Source organism: Aquirufa sp. TARAVU-A1A (genome assembly GCF_054558675.1).
Genome location: NZ_JBPXKP010000007.1, coordinates 123,283 through 147,691, shown reverse-complemented (window position 1 = coordinate 147,691; position 24,409 = coordinate 123,283). Strand labels below are relative to the sequence as shown.

The following is a 24,409-nucleotide window of genomic DNA, read 5'->3' as shown; positions in this document are numbered from 1 at the left end:
ATATAAACACACGCATTATGCAGGTCTTCCTCTCTTTAGGAGGCAATCTAGGAAATACTCAGGAAATATTTGAAGCTTGTTATCCGTTGATTGAAAATAAAGTTGGGTCCATCCTCCAACAATCCAGCCTATACCGTACGGCTGCGTGGGGACAGCAAGATCAAGCGGATTTCGTCAATCAAGTTTTATTAGTCAAAACAGAACTCCTTCCTGAGGCCATTTTAGAAGCCATTCAAGCCATTGAAAAAGATTTTGGAAGGGAGCGTAAGGTCACTTGGGGACCACGAACGCTGGATTTGGATATCTTGTTTGTAGACCAACAAATTATCCAAACCGCAAATTTACAAGTACCCCATCCACATATTCAGGATCGAAAATTCATTTTGATTCCCATGCAAGAGATTGCAGCAGATTACGAACATCCAGTGCTGAATAAATCGATTGCTAAATTATTGCTTGAAACAAAAGATTCCAGCGCGGTTACGCTTATTCAGCATCCGTAAATTTTTGAGTAGGGAAACGCCAACTTTGGCCTACGATTTTCTCGTAATAACGCTCGTACATCGGCAAGATTTTTTCCAAAGAGAAATCCTTTGCACGCGCTAAAGCATTCGCCTTCATTTGCGTATGCAAGGTCTCATCTTTCAAGATTTTTACCGTATTCGTCACCATGTCGTCGATGTCCCCGATTTTACTCACAAATCCTGTAACGCCATGAATATTCACTTCAGGAATACCGCCAGCATCGGAAGAAATCACGGGTACTTCGCAAGCCATTGCCTCTAGAGCGGCTAATCCAAAACTCTCCTTTTCGGATGTCAAAAAGAATAAATCCGCTAGGGATAGCGCCTCCTCAATTGTATCTAATTTGCCTAAGAAACGAACGTCGGATGCAACACCTAAATCGCGACAAAGCGCTTCGATGCCGGACCGCTCAGGGCCATCGCCCACCAGTAATAATTTGGAAGGAACTTGTTTTTGCACTTTGGCAAAAACATGAATGATATCCTCGATGCGTTTCACTTTCCGGAAGTTGGAGGTATGCATCAAAAGCTTCTCGCCATTGGGGCAAATTGCCAACTTAAAATGTTCTTTCGGTTGCTTTTGAAAGCGTTCCAAATCAATGAAATTGGGAATAACCTCGATATTACTCAAAATCTCAAAAGATGAATAGGTATCATCCCGCAAGCTTTCAGACACAGCGGTTACGCCATCCGATTCATTAATCGAAAAAGTAACTACCGGTTCAAAAGATGGATCGCGTCCCACTAACGTAATATCCGTACCATGCAAGGTCGTAATCACTGGCACATGGATACCTTTGTATTTCAAAATTTGCTTGGCTAAATAAGCTGCTGAAGCATGCGGAATCGCGTAATGCACATGAATCAAATCCAATTGCTCATTCACCGTTACATCCACCATTTTACTAGCTAATGCCGACTCATAAGGCAAGTACTCAAACAAAGGATAAGAAGCAACGGAAACCTCGTGGTAAAAGATATTTTCACTGAAAAAATCGAGACGAGGGGGTTGTGTATAGGTAATAAAATGCACCTCATGCCCTACCGAAGCTAGCGCCTTGCCTAACTCGGTCGCTACGACACCACTACCGCCGTAGGTGGGATAACAAATGATTCCTATTTTCATATTTGGAGATTCAAACGCAAACAAAACTACGACAAATCCCGAAAGGTTCCTGAATTAGCCTTAAATTTGCAAAAAATAAAATTAGCTCCTGTGAAGAATATTGTCATTTTTGCCTCTGGTTCTGGCTCAAACGCCGAGAAAATCGTCGAACATTTCAAACATTCCGATCAGGTTAAAATCACCCATATTTTTTGCAATAATCCAGAAGCAGGCGTCATCGCTCGAGCGGGAAGATTACAAATTCCCTGCAGCATTTTTTCTCGGGAAGAATATAAAAACGGTACCCTATTACGTAAAATTCAGTCATTACATACCGACTGGATTGTCTTAGCCGGTTTCTTATGGCTCGTTCCTTCGGAATATGTACAAGCATTTCCTCAACGCATCATCAATTTACACCCAGCCTTACTTCCTAAATTTGGAGGAAAAGGCATGTATGGACATTTCGTGCACGAAGCTGTCGTTGCAGCGGGTGAAAAAGAATCCGGCATCACCATCCATTATGTAAATGAACATTATGACGAAGGTGCAATCATCTTCCAGAGTTCTTTCCCGGTGTTGCCAAGTGATACTCCGGAAGATGTCGCAAAAAAAGGGCAGGTTCTAGAACATCGGGATTTTCCGAAGGTCATCGAATCACTTGTTTTACCAACCACCGCCTAACACCCGGTACAATTGAATCGCGTGCATCCAACGCTTTCTAGAGATTTCCAATAATTCCAATTCTGAACGCAAGGCATTTTGTTGGGCAGTTAACACTTCTAGATAACTAGCATTAGCAGTCAAAAACAAAGTCCCTACCGTATTAATGGCTCCTTTTGTCAGTAATACCTCTCGTTCTTTCAACTGATTTTGTCTTTGCAAATACCCCAAGGATTTTACCTGTGTATCCCATTCCAAGTAACCTTTAATCAATGCATTTTGATAGGCCAAATCTTGTGACTTCCATTGTGCATCAGCGCGAAGTATGTCTGCTGTTATCGCTGAACGGTTCAACCAAGGTGTCGTAATTCCGCCCAATAACTGATAGGCCATGGATGCCGGCAATTGAAATAAATACGCAGGCTGAAAACCTTGCACACCTAAGACTCCGGATAAAACCACCGACGGTTTAAGCGCCAACTTGGCACTTTCTTTAGACTCGAAAGCTGCGGATAAACTCAATTTTGCTTGTCGGATATCTGGACGATTCTCTAATTGATCAATTTTCACATGGGCAAACATCGTGCTATCCAAGGCACATTGAAAAGGGTAAGAAGAGCGCTTAATTTTGGCACTTGGCTTATTCAAATAATAGCGTATCTGATTTTCGAGCACCGTAATTTGTTGTAAGACATCCCCTTCTTGCGCACGGGAATTCAATAGCTGCGCCTCTAATTGTTGGACTGCCGATTCATTCACCGTACCAGCTTCTTTTTGAACTTGGACCAACTCAAACGCCTTCCGCTGAATGGAAATATTCGTTTTCAAAATCTCCAATTCCTGATCCAGCGAAACCAATTGGCCATATGCACTGGCAACTTCCGAAACCAGGGAGGTAATCAACCATTGTTGGCCTGACTCAGTCGCCAAATACCTTAGGGCACTGGCCTTTTTTCGTTTGGCTAATTTTCCCCAGATATCCCATTCCCAACTAGCTTGCATGCCAAAAAGTAAATCGGGTAGATTTTCGGGGATTATTTGATCTTTACTGATGTTGGGCGAAAACTGCGTATCATAATTTCCTACCCCATCCATTGTGTATTTACCAAAACGTTTCAAACTGGGTTGAATGACACCAGCTGCCATGGGCTTCCGTAATCCCCGTTGATTCGCAAAATCCGCGCGCGAAATCGCCATGTCTAAAAACCCAATTTTAATATCATTGCTTCGGACCAAAACAGAATCAATGAGTTGGACCAATAAACTATCGCGCTTCCAACAAGCTTGAACATCAGAAACAGAAGCTTGTTCATCGTTTTGGCGATAATTTGCTAAATCCGCATCCACACGATTTTGGAGACGCAAATTTGATTGGCATGAGCTAACAGCTAATACCAAAAGTATAATCCAAAATTTATTTTTCATTGTTTGACCATTTAGCCGAAAGTGTTGCGAATACCACATACAAGCCCGGAATCACTAATAAACCACCTACTGTACCCAAAATCATCCCCCCTGCAGAAGCCGTACCTATCGTCCGATTTCCAATCGCACCTGCACCCGAAGCAATTATCAACGGGATTAATCCCGCAACAAAGGCAATGGAAGTCATAAGAATGGGACGCAAACGAGAAATTGCTCCTTCTTTGGCAGCTTCGATAATAGAGGCTCCTTCTTTCTGTTTCGCAATCGCAAACTCTACGATCAAAATCGCGTTTTTACCTAGTAAACCAATCAACATCACCAGTGCAACCTGAGCATAAATATTGTTTTGTAAACCGAACATATACAAAAATGCATAGGTCCCCATCGCGCCCATAGGCAAGAAAAGTAATACGGGGAAGGGCAACAAAAAGGACTCATATTGAGCCGAAAGCAACAAATACACAAATAATAGACAAATGACGAAAATGTAAATCGCTTGATTTCCAGCTAGATCCTCCTCGCGTGTCATTCCTGACCATTCCAAGGTATATCCACGGGGTAAACTTTTTAAGGCCTCAGCACGAATAATTTCCAAGACCGCTCCAGAACTATATCCAGGTGCAGGCTCACCGTTGACCATCGCGGATGTGAACATATTGTAGCGCGTGAATTGCTCAGGCCCATAAACCCGTTTCATCCTCACAAATGAAGAATAAGGAACCATTTCGCCGTCTTTGTTCTTCGCATAAAACTTTAACACATCATCAGGATGCGCACGATACCTAGGATCAACCTGCACCATCACTTTATACATCTGACCAAAACGAATGAAATTAGTCGCATAAAAACTACCCAATAAGGTTTGTAAGTTGTCCATTGCAGGTAAAATATTCACCCCTTTTTGCGCCGCAGCCTCTTGATCGATCTCCAACATATACTGTGGAAAACTTGGATCAAAACTGGAAAAGGTATTTTGGATTTCAGGAGCCTCATTGAGTTTTTGAGCAAAATTAGTAGAGACTGCCGCCAACTTTTGTAAATCACCCGAACCGCTTCGGTCTTGAATTCTAAATTCGAAACCGGAGGCATTTCCAAAGCCAGGAACAGCCGGAGGCGGGAAAAACTGAATGCTCGCATCCTTGATTCCGTTCGTTTTTGAACGTATAATTTCGGTTAATTCATCAACGGTTGCATTTCGTTCTTTCCAGGGTTTTAACGTAATAATACCCGTTCCATAGGACGCCCCAGAACCATCAGTTAACAAACTAAACCCTGCCAAAGTTGAAAAAGATTCCACAGCATCCACCCCTTTTAAAGACGTATATACCTCGTCCATGACCGCTTCCGTGCGCTCTAATGTTGAGCCTGCCGGTGTTGTTGCATTGACATAAAGTGTTCCCTGATCCTCCGAAGGAATGAATCCCGTAGGAACTATTTTGGACATTAAAATAGTCCCCAACAAAGACCCGAACAAAATCATCCACATCAAAAATCGGCGACTGATAATCCCACCCACCAAGACCAAATATTTTTGAGAAATAAGATCAAAGCGGTGATTAAAGGCATGAAAGAATTTACCTAGCCAATTTTTCTGCTGGTGATCAGGCATTTTTAGAAGTAAAACACACAGCGCCGGAGTCAATGTCAAAGCTGTCAATCCCGACAAGGCAATCGAGATTGCCATTGTAACTGAAAACTGTCGGAAGAACACCCCAATTGGTCCCGAAAGAAAAGCAACGGGAACAAATACCGCACCCATAACCAAAGTAATCGCTAAAATCGCTCCCGAAATTTCCTGCATCGCTTCCTTTGTTGCCGCTAATACAGACATATTTTTTTCTTCCATTTTCGCATGCACGGCTTCCACAACAACGATCGCATCATCAACCACAATTCCAATGGCTAGTACCAAAGAAAATAGGGTCAACAAGTTGATGGAAAACCCAAAAGCCAACATGAAGCTAAATGTCCCTACGAGTGAAACGGGAACCGCGATAATTGGAACTAGCGTTGCGCGCCAATCTTGCAAGAAGATAAATACCACTAAGGCCACCAGTAAAAAGGCTTCCAACAAAGTCTTAATTACTTCATGAATTGAGGCGTCTAAGAAACGTGAAACATCATAGGAGATGGTAAAACTCATGCCTGGAGGGAAGGTAGTCGTTTTCAATTCTGCCAAACGCTTTTTCACATTGTCAATCACCTCTGCAGCGTTAGAACCCGGACGTTGCTTTAATAAAATGGCAGCAGACGGTCGGCCATTTTCTTTCGAAAGCACATCATAATCTAAGGATCCAAATTCAACATCAGCTAAGTCTTTGAGGCGAAGAATTTGTCCGGTTCCTGAAGCTTTGATGACTAAATTTTCATATTCCGTAACCTTGGTAAATTTACCAGTATAGCGCATGACGTATTGCAAGGCCTGTGGATGCTTACCTGAACTCTCCCCAATTTTACCCGGTGCGGCCTCCACGTTTTGATTTCGCAAAGCTTGAATAACGTCCTCAGCCGAAAGTTTATAAGCAAATAAGCGATCTGGGTGTAACCAGATACGCATCGCATATTCACGCTGACCCATAATGTCCGCAAAACCTACTCCGTTAATCCGCTTTAACTCAGGCAATACATTTATATCCGCAAAATTGTAGATAAACTTCTCGTCCATGTCTGGATCTTCACTCAATAGGTTCACGTACAACAACATACTGTTTACCTCTTTCTCGGTAATTACCCCAGCTTTAATCACCTCCTCGGGTAATTCATCCAGTACCGTTTGAACACGGGTTTGGACGTTGACCGCCGCCACATCAGGGTCCGTACCAACTTCAAAATAAACTTGTATAATACTCGTTCCATCGTTTCCTGAAACGGAAGTCATGTAAGTCATTCCGGCCACCCCATTGATCGCTCGTTCCAGCGGTGTAACAACCGCCTTGGCACAAACTTCAGCATTCGCTCCTGTATATTTGGTGGTGACCGTGACTGCCGGTGGAACAATGTCAGGATATTGCGTAATGGGCAATTGCTGCATCGAAAAGACCCCTATAATCACAATAAAGATTGATAATACAATCGATAATACCGGTCGAGTAATAAATTTTTGTACCATCTTAATGTGCTTTATAATCGTTCAACAATTGACGCATCGGTTTGAATGTCGACTTGATTTTTTGGCCTTGTTTGACCAATTGAATCCCTTCAATCAGCACGGTATCTTGCGCGCTAAATCCGCTTTTCACTAAGTAAAAATGAGGGATTCGAATATCTGGGGAAATCCCTTTCATTTTGACAACACCAGCAGCATCTTTAACAAACACGTAACTCTTTTCTTGAATTTCAAACACGGATTTCTGAGGAATTAACCAATATCCTGATACATTTTTAGGGAGCTGAACTTTCCCTGATGCACCATGTCGCAATAATTTATTGGGATTGGCGAAGCGGGCGCGAAAGGCAATATTGCCCGTATTTTTATCAAATTCTCCCTCGATCGTTTCGACAATTCCCTTCTCGGAATAGGTCTCCCCATTCGCCAAAAGCAATTCAACCGCTGAGGCTTTGTTGACCCCACCTTTCAGACTAAATGCCAAATACTCCTGTTCTGACACATTGAAATAGGCAAATACACTTTGGTTGTCGGACAGAGTGGTCAACAACGTTCCTTCATCGACAAGGCTACCACGTTTGAAGGGTAAGCGATCTACTACGCCATCAAAAGGTGCACGAATATTTGAATGTTCAACTTTGAGTTCTGCCGCTCGGACATGTGCTTGAGCCTCTTCTCGTTTAGCCTTTAATCCATCCACTTTCGCCAATGAAATAGCTAATTGATTTTTTGAAATAACATTTTTGTCAACTAGCAAGCGTGTATTGACTAAAGTCAATTCCTCCGCTTTTAACTCGGCAGAGGCCTGACTTAAAACAGCTTTAGCTCTAGCAAGATCAGCTACGTATTCTTGGCTATTAATGGTAAACATGATTTGCCCACGTTTAACCTGCTTTCCTTCATCCACTAATATGCGATCCAAATATCCTTTGACACGCGCGCGAATTTCAACATTTTGAATAGCGTGAATGTCGGCCACGTATTCTTGCCGTATCGTTGTGTCCAACGAAATAGGAGACGAAACTTCAAGTGTCTGAATTTCCACAACGTCCTGCGTTTTAGAGGTACATGCACTCAGCAATAACAATCCGATTAGGTATCTTTTCATATTATACTAGTTAGGTTTTCCTTCATGTTGCTTATAAGAAGGCCATTTGTTTTTTGATTTTAATGTATCGACCCAATCTACATTAGGCTTATTTTGTTGGTACTTCGGTGTTTGATTCGAGAGCTGTTGCACTTTTTCTTCAACAGGCTTCGTTAGGAACACCTTTTCTGTCAATGTTCTGTTTATCTGAGTTTTATAATGTTTCCCCTGAGCAATTGCTACAAAAGTCAAGCAGACAAACACAGACGCATAGGCGAATGTTTGCATGGTTCACATTTTTATGCCTTAAATGGCATGGTTACAAGAAAATTTTATGATTTTGTTTCAATAATGCACGCGTATTACGCCATGCGGGGAGGGGGACTCACTTGCTCCAAGAGCACATTTAACAACGTCGCTTCAGACGAAATAACGATTGTTTTATTACCAGCTACAACTGAAAATTCTGGTAAATTTTCTAAACCAGAAGAAGCAAAATGCCACAAATCTTCTGTGACATCCTCTTCCTCTAAGTTATCTTCTAGACTTATATCTACTTGACATGCGAAGGCTTTTGCATCCCGATAAGAATCAATACAAAAATTGATTCCATCTTTTGAAAGCAAACAAATTACCAACAAGAAATAAATAATAATTCCTTTAAGCATGCTTAATCTTTAACCTCTTCGTAAGGGACATAATCACCCTCTAAACTATCTGACTTTGCTTTTTGTTTTGGCGGAACATAATCCACATCAATCGTTCCCTCTTTACGAGTATTCGATTTTTGTTGATTACGAATATCCTGTTCCGACATCTTTCTATGCACCTGCGTGATGACATAGCCCTTCATCAAAAACTTGATCAAGGGCCAAATAATGTAATAAAACAGAAAAATTAAGCCTAGTACTTTTAACATAGTCTATTAACGACTTAAATATAAATTACGTTCCCCATAAACCTTGCGGAAGAAATCATCTTTCAAATCATCAATGAAGTAAATCGCTTCACCCGTCGACTTCATCTCAGGTCCTAATTCCATATTCACATTTGGGAATTTAGAGAACGAGAATACAGGAATCTTTATTGCATAACCTTTCTTCACGGGCTGGAAATTAAAGTCTTTCACCTTCTTATCTCCTAACATCACCTTGGTCGCATAATTCACATATGGCTCCTGATATGCCTTGCAAATAAATGGTACCGTACGTGAAGCACGTGGATTCGCTTCAATGATGTACACAACCTCATCTTTCACCGCAAACTGAATATTTAACAAACCTTTGGTTTTCAAAGCCACCGCGATTTTGCGCGTATGATCCTCGATTTGCTTGATGACATTGTCCGACAAATCAAATGGAGGCAATACAGAGTGCGAATCCCCTGAGTGAATTCCCGCTGGCTCAATGTGCTCCATCATACCGATGATATACACATCTTCTCCATCACAAATCGCATCCGCCTCCGCTTCAATCGCGTTCTCCAAGAAATGATCCAATAAGATCTTATTTCCTGGAATATCGCGTAAAATATCAACTACATGTTGCTCCAATTCTTGCTCGTTGATTACGATTTTCATCGACTGACCACCCAAAACATAGGATGGACGAACCAATAATGGATACCCTAATTCGCGACCTAAAGCCACCGCATTATCAGCATCTTCACAAACGCCAAACTTCGGATAAGGAATCTCCAAGTCTTTCAATAAGCTCGAGAATGCTCCACGATCCTCCGCCAAATCCAAAGCCTCATAAGATGTACCTATGATTTTAATTCCGTATTTCGATAACTTTTCAGCTAATTTCAAAGCCGTTTGGCCACCTAATTGAACGATAACCCCTTCCGGTTTCTCATGCTGAATGATGTCATATACATGCTCCCAGAACACAGGCTCAAAGTATAATTTATCCGCAATATCAAAGTCGGTAGACACCGTCTCTGGATTCGAGTTGATCATGATCGTCTCATAACCTGCCTCTTTCGCGGCTAATACTCCATGCACACATGAGTAATCAAATTCAATTCCTTGACCGATCCGGTTGGGTCCTGAACCCAAAACAACGACTTTTTTCTTTGTCGTTACCTGCGATTCATTATCCAATACATCCGTTCCCACTTGCCCGAAAGTCGAGTAGTAATACGGTGTCTTCGCTTCAAATTCCGCCGCACAAGTATCTACACATTTGTAAATACGTTTGATGCCCATCGCATTACGCTTGTCGTAAACTTCAGATTCAAGGCAACGTAACGTATGTGCAATTTGGCGATCCGCAAAACCTTTATGCTTCGCTTCTTCCAATAATTCTTTCGGGATATTTGAGATCGTATACTTTTCAACTTCACGCTCCACACGCACTAAATCCTCAATTTGATTCAAGAACCATTTGTCGATTTTCGTCGCTTGCTGAATCGTTTTGAACGAAATACCCATTTTAAAGGCATCGTAGATATGGAACAAACGGTTCCATGATGGATTTGCCAACGAGTGCATAATCGCATCTTGATCGCGCAATTCCTTGCCATCCGCTCCCATACCATTCCGCTTAATCTCTAGTGATTGACACGCTTTTTGTAGGGCTTCTTGGAAGTTACGGCCGATACCCATCGTCTCACCCACCGACTTCATTTGAAGTCCTAAGGTACGGTCAGAACCTTTAAATTTATCGAAGTTCCAGCGTGGAACCTTCACAATCACGTAATCCAAAGCCGGCTCAAAATACGCCGATGTTGTACCCGTAATCGCATTCGTTAATTCATCTAAATTGTAACCAATGGCCATTTTCGCGGCAATCTTCGCAATCGGATAACCTGTAGCTTTCGATGCAAGCGCAGAAGAACGTGAAACACGTGGGTTAATTTCAATGGCAATAATCTCATCCGTTTCAGGATTCAATGAGAACTGCACATTACAACCTCCGGCAAATTGACCAATGGCATTCATCATGTTGATGGCCATGTCACGCATGCGTTGGTAAATTGTATCCGGCAACGTCATTGCAGGAGCCACCGTAATGGAATCTCCCGTGTGAATCCCCATCGGATCGAAGTTCTCAATCGAACAAATGATAATGACGTTCCCTAAATTATCACGCAATAATTCTAATTCATATTCTTTCCAACCCATGATGGATTGCTCAACCAATACCTCATGCGTAGGCGAAGCATGCAAACCTTTATTCAAAGCCGCATCAAAATCTTTGGGATCATGAACAAATCCTCCACCCGTACCCCCTAAGGTAAACGAAGGGCGAATAACCAATGGGAAACCTGTCTCTTGCGCAATCTCTTTTCCCTCCAGGAATGAACGTGCTGTACGACCTTTACAAACACCAACCCCAATTTCCAACATCTTCAAACGAAACTTCTCGCGATCTTCCGTCGTCTCAATCGCCGCAATATCCACCCCGATAATCTTCACCCCATATTTCTCCCAAATCCCCGCCGCATCACAGTCGATCGCCAAGTTCAAGGCCGTTTGACCACCCATGGTAGGCAAAACCGCATCAATCTTGTGATTTTCCAAAATGTGAATAATCGAAGCCTTCTCTAAAGGTTTCAAGTACACATGATCCGCATTCATCGGATCCGTCATGATGGTTGCCGGATTTGAGTTGATCAAGATTACTTCAATGCCCTCTTCCCGTAAAGAACGAGCGGCTTGAGAACCAGAATAATCAAATTCACAGGCTTGACCAATGACAATGGGACCAGAACCAATAATTAGGACAGATTTAATCGACGAATCTTTAGGCACGAGATGGTATAATTTTAAGAGTAATGATTAGCAATTTATAAGCCCTTAACACTAGGCTCAAAAATTGTACAAAATTAGGGCTTTACACCCGAAAAGTGAAGCATTTTTTAAAATAAAATTCTCAAAGACAATCCAGCCAAAAAATCCCTTATTTTTGACAATTAAAACCTAAAATCGTGCTAAAAATCTTGGTAGCCTTCGATGAAAATCGGGTAATTGGAAAAAATAATACATTGATTTGGCATTTACCTGCCGACTTGAAGCGTTTCAAAGCCTTGACCACCGGCCATGTCATCATCATGGGTCGCAAAACGTTTGAGTCCATTGGGAAACCACTGCCTAATCGCACAACGATTGTGATTAGTCGGCAGGCCGACTTACAAATCGAGGGTGCAATCATTGCCCATTCCGTCGAAGAGGCCATTTTAAAAGCGAAATCCATTACGCGTAATGACATTTTCATCGTGGGTGGCGCAGAAATTTATGCACTGAGTTTAGCTTTGGCAGATCAGATATTGGTTACCCAATTGCATGATATTTTTGAAGGCGATGCATATTTCCCCGAAATTCCCACGGAAACATTTGAGGTCACAGAAAAAGAACGGGGTATCACCGACGAAAAAAACGCCTACCAATACAGCTACATTACCTATACGCGCAAATGACCCATCAAATTCTCCTGAGCGAATCGGCATTATCTATCGATGAAACATATAGCTATCTTCAAGACCCAGAGGCTGGTGGAATTTGTCTATTTGTGGGAACGATACGAAATAAGAATCAAAATAAAGATGTCGAACATTTGACCATGGAAGCTTATTCAGCCATGGCTAAAAAACAAATGGAACGTATCGCTAATGAAGCCGCTGAAAAATGGCCTATTCGTAAAATCAGTGTGGCGCATAGGACCGGAAAATTAGAAATCGGGGATATTGCTGTAATCATAGGCGTTTGTTCAGTACACCGAGCGGAGGCATTTAAAGCCTGTGAGTGGCTTATCGATACCTTGAAACAAGAAGTTCCGATCTGGAAAAATGAATTTTATGCGGACGGCTCTGCCTGGCTCGTTCCCCATCCTTGATCAACCATTAAATTACAGCCGCGAATTTCTGAATTATCAAATCGGCCTAATACCTTAAATCGGATACCATCTGCTTCTAAAGATCCCAAATCGCGTGTCTCGATAAAAGGGCATGAATCAATATTCGCCAAATCGATGATTTGAATTCCCCCCACACGACCCGGCTTTGTTACTTTGGCAAAAGGATCAGTCACCTCACGCAATTGCACACGCATGGAAACCCCTGGTGAAAAAATTCCATCTGTGGACGCATAGGCTTGCGAAAATAGTTCAGTCATTCCATATTCAGAAGCAATCTGTTCAACACCCATGGAAGATTTCAGGAATTCATGTACCTGTTCCCGAATCCATTCCTCTCGTCGGCCTTTCATCCCCCCTGTCTCCATGACAATCAATCTACCCGCATCAACCGCCTCTTTCCAAAAGGAAAAATCCTGACCCGAATCAACCCAGTCCAATAAACCAAATGTCACTCCCATGACCCAAATTTTACGGTCGGAGAGCAAGGCTTTTTTGATTTGAGCTACGAGCTCCTCGTATTGATTTAGGAAAAAACCAGAAATGGGCGAACCCGATTCCTTGATAAAATAATCCATCATGAAGACCAAAGACGAGGTACTTCGTTCTAAATAAGAGGGTAATAGCGCGAAAATATGGTAATCCGATAGCGGTCCGTATTGCGATTCAAAAATGCGCTTAGATTGTTGTTGGTAAAATTCAGGATCGCAAACGGGATGTTTAGATGGGATTTGACCTGTTGTTCCCGAACTCTCAAAATCAAATAATACCGAGCCAAAACCCGTTTGAACACGGTGGCTTTTAAAAAGCTCAATAGGCAAAAAAGGAATATCTTGTAATGACTTCACGGCCTGGGCATCGATTTGAAGTAAATCAAGATACTGTTTATACAAGGGATTATAGGTCCAAGTAAAACGGAACATCTCGAGCGCAATGGACTCAAAATCCGCATCACACAACGCTAGAACCTTTTTTCTGAGTTCTAATCGCCAAGACTCCCACATGTTCAATTCAGACCCCATGGCTTTTTTTGAATATTCATACAAAATTAAACCAAATCATTAACTTTACGAATTATGAAATGGGGCATTCGCTTTTTGGGATTTTTTGTTTTCACCATTGGACTTCTTTCTTGCCTGAAAGAGCCCCAGTGGAGCTTCACCCCTTCCATCAGCTTTAGTCAAATCCAAAAAATCACCAAAACGAGTAATGATGGATTTGGGGGAAAAGCCAAAATTGATTCCGTTGTTATGTCCATTCACTTTCAAGACGGAGATGGCGATTTGGGCATCACACAAGCGGACCTAAAAGCTAATCCCACGAAATACAAGGATTTTCGCAATTTTGAAGTCAATGTTTTGCTTCAAAAAAACGGCAAATTTGTCCCTGTTACTTTCAGCCCTAGTTTAGGCGGACTCATGAATTTCAAATTCAAAGCAGATCAAAAACCGGGCCCCATCGAAGGAACCGTTGACTATTCTACCCAATTCGTTTATGCATTTTATAAAGGCTATTCTCCTTTATTTACCCCCAAAAACGACACACTGAAATTTCAGATTTACATTCGCGATAACGCATTACAAACAAGCAATGTGGTAGAAACCGACCCCATTGTCATTTTTCAAGATTAACCTACTTCCAACAAACAATGAAGATCAAACAACTACTTGTAGGATTCCTATTATTGGGTTCAACCGCAGCATTTGCACAAAAAGACATCTCGCTTGAGGATATTTGGGCAAAGCCCACTTTCCGACAAAAAAGTATTCAAAACCTCAATTGGTCACAGGATGGGCAATCGTACTTGGAATTAAAAGAAGGGAAAATTCTTAAATACAATATTTTAGACCCAAGCAAATCAGAAACGCTTTTCGACGAAGCGATTCACAAAACAGGTACGGGTGGAACGATTCATGTGCAACAGTTTTCTTTATCCGCCGACGAACAAACCATTCTAATCGGAACAGCTTCAGAGGCCATTTACCGCAGAAGTTCAAAGGAAACGAATTACATCTTTTCTCGGGCAAACAACTCCCTTCGTTTGTTATCACAAGGGGGAAAACAAATGCATGCAACTTTATCGCCAGATGGAAAACGCGTAGCATTTGTGCGGGATAACAACTTGTTCTGGACAGACATTGCCAGCGGTAAAGAAACCGCGATTACGACGAACGGCAAATTTAATTACATCATCCATGGATCATGTGACTGGGTGTATGAAGAAGAATTTTCGTTCGCGAAGGCGTTTGCTTGGTCGCCCGACAGCAAAAAAATCGCCTTCTACACCTTTGATGAAAGTCAGGTACCTGAGTACAATATGCAGATGTGGGGAGATTTATATCCCAAAGATTACCGCTATAAATATCCCAAAGCAGGCGAAGCCAATTCCATCGTAAGCCTTTCTGTGGCTTTATTGGATGAAAACAAAACACAAGCAATTCCAGTAGGACCTGAAAAAAACCAATACATTCCACGTTTGAAATGGACAAAAAATCCAGATGTGGTAGGCTTCATTCGTTTGAATCGCCTCCAAAACCACATGGAATTATTGCATTATAGCATCAGCAAAGCAAGCAACAGCTTAATCTATGAAGAACATGCAGAAACATCCATTGAAATAGAGGCCGTAGGAAATGATTTCACTTATTTAAATGATGGAAAAACATTTATTTTCAGTTCAGAGCGCAGCGGATTTAAACACCTGTACCAAGGGGAAATCGCAACGGGAAAATTCAGCCCGATTACATCAGGAAACTGGGAGGTAGATGACCTTTACGGATACAATGAAAAAACAAAAACCTTGTATTTTAATTCCACCGAGGTTAGCCCTATCGGCCGACAAGTCTATTCAATCAAATTAGATGGCACGGGTAAGAAAGTGATTTCAACCTTAGCAGGAACGAATTCAGCGAGCTTTAGCCCTGACTTTTCTTATTACATTCTTAACCACAGTTCGGCGAAAAAACCATTAAGTATCGCTTTATATCATGCGACCAAAGGTTTAGTTCGTGTGTTAGAAGACAATCAAAAATTACAAGCGCAAATCACAGAATATCAAATTTCACCTCGTGAATTCTTCGAAATTCCTTTAGCGAATGGTGATCATTTGAATGCATACTGGATTAAGCCGGCCAACTTTGATCCGAACAAGAAATACCCTGTTTTGATGCATGTATATGGTGGCCCTGGAAGCCAACAAGTATTGGATTCTTATCCGGGAGCTGATTTTTACTGGTATCAAATGTTGTTGAAAAAAGGCTATTTGATTTATTGTGTGGATAACCGTGGAACAGGTGGCCGAGGAGTGGCCTTCAAGAAAATTACTTATCAAAACCTAGGTCGCATTGAAGTTCAAGATCAAATTTTCGCGGCCAAATTCATTGGAAATTTACCGTATGTGGATGCTAGTCGGATCGGTATTTGGGGCTGGAGCTACGGAGGATTTATGTCGTCCAATTGCTTGATGCAAGGAGCTGATGTATTTAAAGCTGCGATTTCGGTTGCCCCGGTGACCAACTGGCGTTTTTACGATTCGATTTATACAGAGAGATACCAACGTACACCACAGGAAAACCCAACGGGATATGATGAAAACTCACCTGTATACCATGTGAACAAATTGAAAGGCAACTTACTATTAGTTCATGGAACGGGCGACGACAACGTGCATTTTCAAAATGCTGTGGCATTAGAAGATGCCCTAATTAAAGCGAATAAGCAATTTCAAACATTCTATTATCCGAACCGTAACCATGGCATTTCTGGCGGTAATACCCGTTTACACTTGTATAATATGTTGACAAATTTCTTAGAGAAGAACTTATAGATTTTTAAGCGCTTGGTACATCGAATCGGTTAATCGGTAAGTCAGCATCCGTTGGTCTTTATCATCCGCCTGAATATCGAGTACTTGTTCGCCTGGAAAAATTAATCCCAGCGATTTATTTAAGCCTTCAATTAATTTAGCCCTGAATTACCTTTGCGATTCGGGGCTACTTTTATGCTTCCCAAAGAAGGCGACAATCTGATGCCCTGAAACATAACCCTGCCGATAATTTAGTCGTAAAAAATCCAAGAATTGTTTTTCGCTGGGGCCCAACAACAAATGCAATTGCTTTCTTTTATTTCGTCTTTTGATTGAGATTAAAAACCGAAGTATAAAAAATAAGACCAGAGAAAAGACTACGATGATAACAAAATCGCGCGCGGTATCTAGCAATGGTTTATCCATGATCGGGCCTAAAGGAGTACTCTCTGCGAGTAAGGTTTTTATGGGTATCTCCACGACTTGATAAGATCCATACGGAAAAGTCTCCAGTGCCTGCGGTAAAAAGATAGAATTCCCTTGCACAAAAACGCTGTAGGTAATTCCACGTTCTTCCACAAATTTTCGGATTTGAAAACGCGCAGGATTTGTCCATAAATAGGCTTTAAAATCATCGTTCACATCGATAATATAAAGTAAATCATGATTATACCCGGGGATATTATGCTTAGGAGAAATGATAATATAATGATCAAGAGCAAGTATGAAGTTACTTGTTTCCCCAGTCATTAGCTCTTTCAAAAGAGGTTCATGCACCTCACCTAATCGCTTGAAACGTTTATCTTCAAAATGAAAATCATAGATCGAATAATCTAAATCGATAACATCAGCTGATTCTGTTTGATTAATTCTACGCGCTCCAATCGCAATAAAACGATCGATGGCGGGCATGTAAATGGATGATTTTTTATGGATGGAATGCGGTATTTCCCCTTTGGCTAAAATATGCGTCCAGTCTTTTGAAACCCAATTAAATTGAGTCATAATATTCGTAGACTGCCAAAAGCCATAGCCACCAAAACTATACAAGGTATCTTTCCTTGCAAACTGCGCAGCCTGACAATTCGCCCCGCGGTAATAAGTCAAATCAACCCGTGCAAGTGTTTTCGTTGCAAAATTAAAGTTATATACCTGCCCACTACATTCTAAAACCAAAAATGTGCCCGATTTACCTTTAATCTTTAACGGGTTAATCGCATCCGAATTCGTATACAAATCCACCGACTTTATATCGACTAATTTGACTTCTCCCAAATCCTGCCACTCCCCTTTTATGTTAGATTCAAAAAGATGATTAACATCAAAATCAATTTTGTAGCATGTAGACACACCGGGTTCGCGCCATGAAAAAAACTGCGCGTGAAGTGAGAAGACACTACTTAACAGAAAAAATAAAAGAAAAAGTTTAGGATTAAATCGCATGCAATGAATTATCAACATCCCAAAAATGCATTTTTTTTATACAAAAATTGAATATTGTTTAGGTAAGGGCGCAAAAAATGTAGTAATTTTGTCTTTAAGCTACTAAAATAGCGTAAAACTATTCGATTTATGACATTACACCGCGAAGGAAAATCATTATTAATCAGTTCTTTACTTATCGTTTTAGTGATTAATGGGCTAATCGCTTATTTTTTCCCAGAGCAAGTTTATTTGCGCGAAGCTGTGGTCATTGTTACTTCGCTTTTCTTTTTAATTATCCTACAATTCTTCCGTGTACCGAAGCGTCACACAGAAATCAATCCCAAGCATATCATCGCTCCGGCAGATGGCAAAGTTGTTGTGATTGAAGAAGTAGAAGAACCCGAATATTTCAAAGGCAAAAGAAAACAAGTTTCTATTTTCATGTCACCAATCAACGTGCACGTGAATTTCAATCCTATTTCAGGGATTGTTACCTATTTCAAATACCACCCAGGCAAATACTTGGTAGCTTGGCATCCAAAATCAAGCACAGAAAATGAGCGCACAACATGTGTAGTGAAGCACGAAAATGGCACAGAAGTGCTATTCCGCCAAATTGCCGGCGCGCTTGCGAAACGTATTTGTTGGTATGTCAAAGAAGGTGACCAGGTAACACAAGGTCAAGAATTTGGCTTCATTAAGTTTGGTAGTCGTATAGACATTTATCTGCCCTTAGATGCCGAAATCTGTGTGAATATCGGGGATAAACCGGTAGGAAGCGAAACGGTTATTGCCAAGCTTCGCTAATCAATCCAAGAATTTTCTCGAGACCTTTTTGGTCTACTTCTGAAAAGTCGTTGAGCAAATCTGAGTCGACGTCCAGCACCATTGTTACTTCACCAGCCTGATTTTTTACGGGCAAGACTATCTCTGATTTGGATGCAGAGGCACAAGCGATGTGTCCTGGGAATTCTTCTACATCAGGCACAATCACCGTCTCAGCAATCGTATACGCATGTCCACATACGCCCTTGTGAAAAGGAATGCGCGTGCAGGCAACGGGACCTTGAAAGGGCCCTAAAACCAATTGATTGTCTTTGACCAGGTAAAAACCTACCCAGAAAAATCCGAAAACTTCTTTAATCGCCGCAGTAATATTTGCGAGGTTTGCGGTGAGGTCATTTTCACCCGTAATAAGTCCTTGAATCTGTGGAAAAAGGGCTTCATATTGTTCCGCACGGGAGCCTTTGGGGATGATTAAATCTTCAGCCATCTTAGAAATAACGTTTTAAATAAGAATCCGCTGCCGTACTCAACCACGATTCGCGGTATTGCTGAACGGTTTGCAATAAGGGTGTGATAATTTGATCATTATGCGCCAAATTCCCTGCCTCAACTGCAGCTTTCAATTGGCCTAAAGGCAACAATCTCACTTGCTCATTGCGCACTACGGCCACATCTCTACTAAAAAAATCAACTTGCAAAGCTTCGCCTAAAGCCTTAAACCAACGCGTCGATGCATCGATGGAACAACCCGACGCCGCATTCATAGATTCGTTGACAGCAACGATGATGACTTGATTGTACTTGATTTCAAAAGAGGCTTGTAGAGGCGCACCATGTGCTTCCCAAACTTGACAAGATTGTGTTAATGTTTGCTTGATTTGATCAAGTTCCTGTGCTTGTAGGCTACGAGAGGCTTGATAAACCCAAATACGTGCCTGAGCTGGCATTTCCTGAAAAGGTATATACATCTTATTTTAAACTTTGCTGAACTAATTCAGCTAGATCGACTACTTGGATTTCGTGTTCCTTGCCGGATTTGTTCAAGCCATCTTGTAACATGACCATGCAGAAAGGACATGCCAAAGCTACTTTATTTACACCAGATTCTAGTATTTCTCCCGTACGTTTTACTTGAACATCTTCCGTTCCCGCCTCAGGTTCTTTAAATACTTGTGCGCCACCAGCACCGCAACAAAGGCCTTTGGCCCGACAACTTTTTAATTCTTTTAATTCTTTTTTCAGCCCAGTAATGATTTCACGTGGTGCCTCAAAAATCCCATTTCCACGCCCTAAATAGCATGAATCATGAAATGCGATGGTTTCTTTTTGCTCGTTGAACTGAATTTTTCCCGAGGCCAATAAATCAGCCAACAACTGACTATGATGGATAACTTCATAGGTGCCACCTAGGGATGGGTATTCGTTTTTCAAGGTATTAAAGCAATGCGGGCAAGCAGTTACAATTTTTTGAACACCGTACATATTCAATACTTCGATGTTTTGCATCGCCTGCATTTGAAACAAAAACTCATTGCCCGCGCGTCTTGCGGGATCACCCGTACAGGCCTCTTCTGTTCCAAGAACAGCAAATTTTATCCCTACATGGTTTAGAATTTCAGCCAATGCACGAGTCACTTTTTTGTGTCGGTCATCAAACGATCCCGCACAACCTACCCAAAATAATAAGTCGGGACTTTCCCCTTTCGCGGCCCATTCGGCCATGGTTGTAACTTGTAAATCCATGTTTATTTCTTTTTGGCTTGCGCACGCATTTGTTCAACGGTTAATCGGCTTCCATCATCGCTCCAACCCGGAGGGCCAAACAGGTACCCTGCCACTTGTTTGATACTTTTGGCATGTACTAAATCCTTCCCGATTTGCACCCATTCGTAAAAGGCAATTTTGGCGGGATTATAACTTTCAATTTGTTTTGTTAAGCCATAATGTGGGCGATCATGTTCCGACTGGAAAGAACCAAAAATCCGATCCCAAATAATCAAAACACCGGCATAATTCGTATCTAAATAATCTAAATCTGTTCCGTGATGCACGCGGTGATGCGACGGCGTATTGAAAAATTGTTCGAACCAATTGGGCATTTTTTGAATGAATTCGGTATGAATCCAGTATTGGTAGAGCAGGCTAGTTTGTTGGAAAAAGAACACGATAAACGGGTGCACGCCCAACAAAGGCAACCAGGCCCAAAACAGAAATCCACCTGTTAAATTACCCGTCCAGGTTTGGCGTAAAGCAGCTGCCAAATTGTATTTCGGGGAAGAATGGTGCACCATGTGGGAGGCCCAGTAGAAGCGAACTTCATGCGAAATACGGTGTACCCAATAATAAGTCATGTCTTCCGCCAAAAAAGCAAACACCCAAACCGGCCACCAATTGAATTGAAAATCGGCCAAACGCCAATGGTCATAGACATAGAAATAGGTAACGTATGCAAGGCTTTTGGTAATCGTACCGACAGCTAAATTTCCTAGTCCGAGCCCTATAGATGTTAGGGAATCTTTGGCCTCAATAAAATCACGGTGTTCTTTATAGGCCAGCCACGATTCGAAAAGAACCGTTAGAAGGAAAAAAGGGACCGCGTATAGTATCAATTGTGGGGTCATAGCTTGTGTATAAAATCAAGGGAAGCTTGAATGGGCAAATCGACACGTTTTCCTAAGATATCAGAGGTTATGACATGGTAACCCGACAAAGGAAATGCCTCTTCTTTTTTAATTTTACTCCCCAGTTTAGGGAACATATCACGCATGGCTTGCACGGAAACGACATTATCTTGATGCGTTTCATCTTGATAATAATAGCCCAAAAATACAGGAACCTTCACCTTTTCAAAGGTTTCATCTGTCATTTCGTGTGTTAAGAAATTTTGAATTGCGACGATACCTTCGAGGCGATAATGCAAACTCCAATAATTCTTATGTCCAGAACTTACCGAAGGAATATCTCTGAAATCAGAACGCATCACGGCGCGTGCTAATTGCAAACCCCAGGGATTATCGACAAGTGGTGCAGTGGGATCTTTGATCGCAATACATGGGCCATACAACATCAAAGCCTTTATTTCTGGGTGTTTAGTCGCAAGAACCAAGGACATTGCGCCCCCAAAAGAAGTCCCTAAAACGATCACCTCATCTCCTAATTTTTTCGCGAGGGCATAATAGTTTTCAACGCTTTGATAGAATTTATCAGCGCTTGCTTTCGCCATGGTGGAGTCCGTGGGGAATTCACCGTGATCCTCGATTCGTGCCAAAACTAAATTTGCATGAAGCGATTTTGCGATAGCTTTATGAAGGGGATTTCCTTCCATGGGCGAAGCGGAGAAGCCGTGAATATAAAGTACAACGGTTTTTGTCTTTTGGGGATTTGCTGAATCCGTGTAAATGATTTGACCTTCATTATCTGGCTTCAAATTGCCATTTTGAGCTTCTTTTGCTTGTAAGAATGAGGTTATGGCTGCAGGCTCGTTCGGGATATTAGTCCATGATGGTCCAGGTAAGGTGGGCGCATCCGGATGAGGCCCTACGGCGTACAAGGCTACTAAAACAACAATAATGATTAGTATTTTTTTCATGATTTGGCCCAGTTTAAACGGTCACTTGGATTGAATTTCCAAGGTGCTTGATTGGTTTCTATGTTGGCAAACATGGCATTCCACGCACCAGGGGCGTCGGATTGTTCCATGATTTGGTAGCGGCGTAATGCCAAAATTATTTCGAGTGGGGATAGCTGAATCGGACAGGCTTCAACACAGGCTTGACAAGTGGTGCAAGCACGTAATTCTTCCGCTGAAATGTAATTACCCAACAAAACATTCGTGGAATTAGGATCCTTTTGTAACTCCTCCAAACGATCGCGCGTGTCCATCATGATTTTACGAGGAGACAAGGCTTTGCCGGTTTGATTCGCTGGGCATTGTTCCGTACAGCGCCCGCATTCCGTGCAGCTATAGGCATCTAAGGCATTTTTGATCGTTAAATCTTTGATGTCTTGTGCCCCAAATTTCAAATCTGGATTGCTTGGCTCGCCAGGGTTCCCGAGCATGATGTTGACCTCATTCGTTACATGGGGCATGTCGGCCATGTGAGCACTAGAATCGATGTTTGAATAATACACCGCTGGAAAAGCGAAAAAGATGTGTAAATGTTTCGAATAGGTCACATATAGCGCGAAAGACAAGATTCCAATAATATGAATCCACCAAGCTGCTTGTTCTATGCTATGCAAGTTTTCGTTAGGCAACCAAGATTTAAGGTGTTTTGAAATGATGAAGGATTGCTCGGGGTCAGCAGCATTCATGATATAAAGCGCAGACATGAGGACCAATTCGATGATTAGAATTTGTAGGGCGTCCTTTACGGGAAAGCCTTGTAATTCGCGGTGCCTTGTGGCGTCCAGTCGTTTGATGCTTTTGCTTAATCGACGGGCGATAAATACGACACAAGCCACGACCACCCCGCCAGCGAGTATTTCAAAAAAATCAATAATTACAGGGTAAAGATTTCCTAAAAAAGGAGCGAAAATTCGGTGTGTTCCGAGGATTCCATCAAGGATTATTTCTAAAATTTCGACGTTGATTAGGATGAATCCGAGGTAAATTAATAGGTGCATTACCCCCACAAAAGGCTTCTCAAACATCTTCTTTTGCCCCAATGCGAGCAATAGAACACGTTTCCATCGCTCCTTTGAATTAGTAATAGATATGGGTTTCGCCAGGTGTATGGTTTTTGCAATTTGTCCAAAACGCCGGGCGATCAGATAGCCCATGGCTAGCAGGATGGTGATGAAGCTTATTTGAGTCATGTTGATCGTGTTCGGGGGTAAACGCTGCCGGGGTCTGCGACCCCGGCAGCGTTACCAAAATCCATCACCAAACTACCTCAAAAACATGAGACAAAAAAATCAAAATCATGATAATTTTTATCTATTTATTTCAATCATTTGAAAAACCTTATTCACAATTTCAAAGAAAAAAAGATGAAAAATTTCACAGAACCACTAATCGAAAACAAAGTATTCCATATCTATACCCGCGGTATTGATAAAAAACCCATATTTCTTTCAGACAAACATTACAGATCTTTTCTCTGGAAGTACCAGAAGAAGGTTAGTCCCTATGTAGACACCTATGCATTCTGTTTATTAGGAAACCATTTTCATTTGCTTGTCCGCATTAAAACCTATGAAGAAATTGATAAACTGACTGACCTAAAACTTTTGCCTAAACCCAAGGGTCGCGTTGGGCTTTTCATTAGTCGAACATTAGGAAATATCATGAACTCACATGCACAAATGTTCAATCGGGCAACAGATCGAACTGGCGGATTATTTGAATCACCTTTCAGAAGGAAGCCTGTAGAATCCTTAATCTACCTGACACATTTAATCAAATACATCCATTTAAACCCTGTAAAGCATGAAATTTATGGAAACTATGAATTCTATCCATACTCGTCATATCAGGAGTATTTGAAATTTAAACCTAGAATTATCAACAAAAAAGAAGGACTAAACTTTTTTGGCAACCAGGCAATATTTGAAAAATTTCACGAAACGGATACTTCCACTGAAGAAAAGATATCCAAGTTATTGATAGAATAATTTTGAATATA

24 protein-coding genes are annotated in these 24,409 nt (G+C 41.6%); 8 read left to right on the top strand and 16 right to left on the bottom strand.

All coding sequences use genetic code 11. The features are described from left to right. The first annotated feature begins 17 nt into the window (after positions 1 to 17). Positions 18 to 503 (top strand): 2-amino-4-hydroxy-6-hydroxymethyldihydropteridine diphosphokinase, encoded by a 486-nt coding sequence (gene folK / locus V7S75_RS10720; RefSeq protein WP_459513792.1) that lies wholly within the window; start codon positions 18 to 20, stop codon positions 501 to 503. Here the strand turns inward: folK and bshA are convergent. After that, a complete protein-coding gene (bshA, locus tag V7S75_RS10715; RefSeq protein WP_459513791.1) occupies positions 487 to 1,650 on the bottom strand; it encodes an N-acetyl-alpha-D-glucosaminyl L-malate synthase BshA in 1,164 nt (387 codons plus the stop codon). The genes folK and bshA overlap by 17 nt on opposite strands. Before the next feature lie 66 nt (positions 1,651 to 1,716). Here bshA and purN point away from each other — a divergent pair, with 66 nt between their 5' ends. Next, on the top strand, positions 1,717 to 2,313 hold the full coding sequence (gene purN / locus V7S75_RS10710) for a phosphoribosylglycinamide formyltransferase (RefSeq protein ID WP_459513789.1): 597 nt from the start codon (positions 1,717 to 1,719) through the stop codon (positions 2,311 to 2,313). Here purN and V7S75_RS10705 read toward each other — a convergent pair. The 7 genes from V7S75_RS10705 to carB all read right to left on the bottom strand — a co-directional run bounded on the left by V7S75_RS10705 (position 2,296) and on the right by carB (position 11,667). Continuing rightward, the gene (locus V7S75_RS10705; protein WP_459513787.1) at positions 2,296 to 3,717 is read right to left on the bottom strand and encodes a TolC family protein; all 1,422 of its coding nucleotides are present in this window, start codon (positions 3,715 to 3,717) and stop codon (positions 2,296 to 2,298) included. The two genes, purN and V7S75_RS10705, sit on opposite strands and share 18 nt — an antisense overlap. Next, on the bottom strand, positions 3,707 to 6,826 hold the full coding sequence (locus tag V7S75_RS10700; RefSeq protein WP_459513785.1) for an efflux RND transporter permease subunit: 3,120 nt from the start codon (positions 6,824 to 6,826) through the stop codon (positions 3,707 to 3,709). The genes V7S75_RS10705 and V7S75_RS10700 overlap by 11 nt, the downstream gene beginning before the upstream one ends. Position 6,827: 1 nt before the next feature. Continuing rightward, positions 6,828 to 7,931: an efflux RND transporter periplasmic adaptor subunit gene (locus tag V7S75_RS10695; protein ID WP_459513783.1), complete on the bottom strand. Its 1,104-nt coding sequence runs from the start codon at positions 7,929 to 7,931 to the stop codon at positions 6,828 to 6,830. Positions 7,932 to 7,937: 6 nt separating this feature from the next. Beyond that, on the bottom strand, positions 7,938 to 8,198 hold the full coding sequence (locus tag V7S75_RS10690) for a hypothetical protein (RefSeq protein ID WP_459513782.1): 261 nt from the start codon (positions 8,196 to 8,198) through the stop codon (positions 7,938 to 7,940). Positions 8,199 to 8,272: 74 nt separating this feature from the next. Continuing rightward, the gene (locus V7S75_RS10685) at positions 8,273 to 8,578 is read right to left on the bottom strand and encodes a hypothetical protein (protein ID WP_459513780.1); all 306 of its coding nucleotides are present in this window, start codon (positions 8,576 to 8,578) and stop codon (positions 8,273 to 8,275) included. A 2-nt stretch (positions 8,579 to 8,580) separates the two neighbouring features. After that, a complete protein-coding gene (locus tag V7S75_RS10680) occupies positions 8,581 to 8,829 on the bottom strand; it encodes a hypothetical protein (RefSeq protein WP_459513778.1) in 249 nt (82 codons plus the stop codon). 6 nt (positions 8,830 to 8,835) lie between these two features. Beyond that, on the bottom strand, positions 8,836 to 11,667 hold the full coding sequence (carB, locus tag V7S75_RS10675) for a carbamoyl-phosphate synthase large subunit (RefSeq protein WP_459513777.1): 2,832 nt from the start codon (positions 11,665 to 11,667) through the stop codon (positions 8,836 to 8,838). 176 nt (positions 11,668 to 11,843) lie between these two features. Between carB and V7S75_RS10670 the strand changes: the two genes are divergently transcribed. Together V7S75_RS10670 and V7S75_RS10665 are read left to right on the top strand one after the other, a co-directional pair. Continuing rightward, positions 11,844 to 12,332: a dihydrofolate reductase gene (locus tag V7S75_RS10670; protein ID WP_459513775.1), complete on the top strand. Its 489-nt coding sequence runs from the start codon at positions 11,844 to 11,846 to the stop codon at positions 12,330 to 12,332. Continuing rightward, entirely contained in the window at positions 12,329 to 12,748 is a 420-nt protein-coding gene (locus V7S75_RS10665; protein ID WP_459513773.1) for a molybdenum cofactor biosynthesis protein MoaE, read from the top strand. The genes V7S75_RS10670 and V7S75_RS10665 overlap by 4 nt, the downstream gene beginning before the upstream one ends. Here the strand turns inward: V7S75_RS10665 and V7S75_RS10660 are convergent. Next, positions 12,709 to 13,812, bottom strand: a complete 1,104-nt coding sequence (locus V7S75_RS10660) for a LuxE/PaaK family acyltransferase (RefSeq protein WP_459513771.1) — start codon at positions 13,810 to 13,812, stop codon at positions 12,709 to 12,711. The genes V7S75_RS10665 and V7S75_RS10660 overlap by 40 nt on opposite strands. Before the next feature lie 30 nt (positions 13,813 to 13,842). Here V7S75_RS10660 and V7S75_RS10655 point away from each other — a divergent pair, with 30 nt between their 5' ends. Further along, positions 13,843 to 14,397, top strand: coding sequence for a hypothetical protein (locus V7S75_RS10655; protein ID WP_459513769.1), 555 nt, complete (start codon positions 13,843 to 13,845; stop codon positions 14,395 to 14,397). Between the two features lie 17 nt (positions 14,398 to 14,414). Then, positions 14,415 to 16,592 (top strand): S9 family peptidase, encoded by a 2,178-nt coding sequence (locus V7S75_RS10650; protein ID WP_459513768.1) that lies wholly within the window; start codon positions 14,415 to 14,417, stop codon positions 16,590 to 16,592. 147 nt (positions 16,593 to 16,739) lie between these two features. On the opposite strand, the gene V7S75_RS10645 is transcribed toward V7S75_RS10650, so the two are convergent. Next, a complete protein-coding gene (locus tag V7S75_RS10645; RefSeq protein ID WP_459513766.1) occupies positions 16,740 to 17,921 on the bottom strand; it encodes a hypothetical protein in 1,182 nt (393 codons plus the stop codon). A gap of 222 nt (positions 17,922 to 18,143) precedes the next feature. Between V7S75_RS10645 and V7S75_RS10640 the strand changes: the two genes are divergently transcribed. Next, a complete protein-coding gene (locus tag V7S75_RS10640; protein WP_459513765.1) occupies positions 18,144 to 18,803 on the top strand; it encodes a phosphatidylserine decarboxylase family protein in 660 nt (219 codons plus the stop codon). Here the strand turns inward: V7S75_RS10640 and V7S75_RS10635 are convergent. The 6 genes from V7S75_RS10635 to V7S75_RS10610 are packed head-to-tail and all read right to left on the bottom strand — an operon-like array spanning position 18,784 to position 23,600. Further along, a complete protein-coding gene (locus V7S75_RS10635; protein WP_459513763.1) occupies positions 18,784 to 19,269 on the bottom strand; it encodes a GAF domain-containing protein in 486 nt (161 codons plus the stop codon). The genes V7S75_RS10640 and V7S75_RS10635 overlap by 20 nt on opposite strands. A gap of 1 nt (position 19,270) precedes the next feature. Beyond that, positions 19,271 to 19,750, bottom strand: a complete 480-nt coding sequence (locus tag V7S75_RS10630) for a hypothetical protein (RefSeq protein ID WP_459513762.1) — start codon at positions 19,748 to 19,750, stop codon at positions 19,271 to 19,273. 1 nt (position 19,751) lies between these two features. After that, positions 19,752 to 20,525: a (Fe-S)-binding protein gene (locus tag V7S75_RS10625; protein ID WP_459513761.1), complete on the bottom strand. Its 774-nt coding sequence runs from the start codon at positions 20,523 to 20,525 to the stop codon at positions 19,752 to 19,754. A 2-nt stretch (positions 20,526 to 20,527) separates the two neighbouring features. After that, positions 20,528 to 21,403 carry a sterol desaturase family protein gene (locus V7S75_RS10620; RefSeq protein ID WP_459513759.1) on the bottom strand — a complete coding sequence of 292 codons (876 nt, stop codon included), beginning with the start codon at positions 21,401 to 21,403 and terminating at the stop codon, positions 20,528 to 20,530. Continuing rightward, positions 21,400 to 22,371, bottom strand: coding sequence for an alpha/beta hydrolase (locus V7S75_RS10615; RefSeq protein ID WP_459513757.1), 972 nt, complete (start codon positions 22,369 to 22,371; stop codon positions 21,400 to 21,402). Before V7S75_RS10615 ends, V7S75_RS10620 begins: the two co-directional genes overlap by 4 nt. Beyond that, positions 22,368 to 23,600 carry a 4Fe-4S dicluster domain-containing protein gene (locus tag V7S75_RS10610; protein ID WP_459513756.1) on the bottom strand — a complete coding sequence of 411 codons (1,233 nt, stop codon included), beginning with the start codon at positions 23,598 to 23,600 and terminating at the stop codon, positions 22,368 to 22,370. The genes V7S75_RS10615 and V7S75_RS10610 overlap by 4 nt, the downstream gene beginning before the upstream one ends. A gap of 174 nt (positions 23,601 to 23,774) precedes the next feature. Here V7S75_RS10610 and V7S75_RS10605 point away from each other — a divergent pair, with 174 nt between their 5' ends. Further along, on the top strand, positions 23,775 to 24,398 hold the full coding sequence (locus V7S75_RS10605) for a transposase (RefSeq protein WP_459513754.1): 624 nt from the start codon (positions 23,775 to 23,777) through the stop codon (positions 24,396 to 24,398). Positions 24,399 to 24,409: the final 11 nt, after the last annotated feature.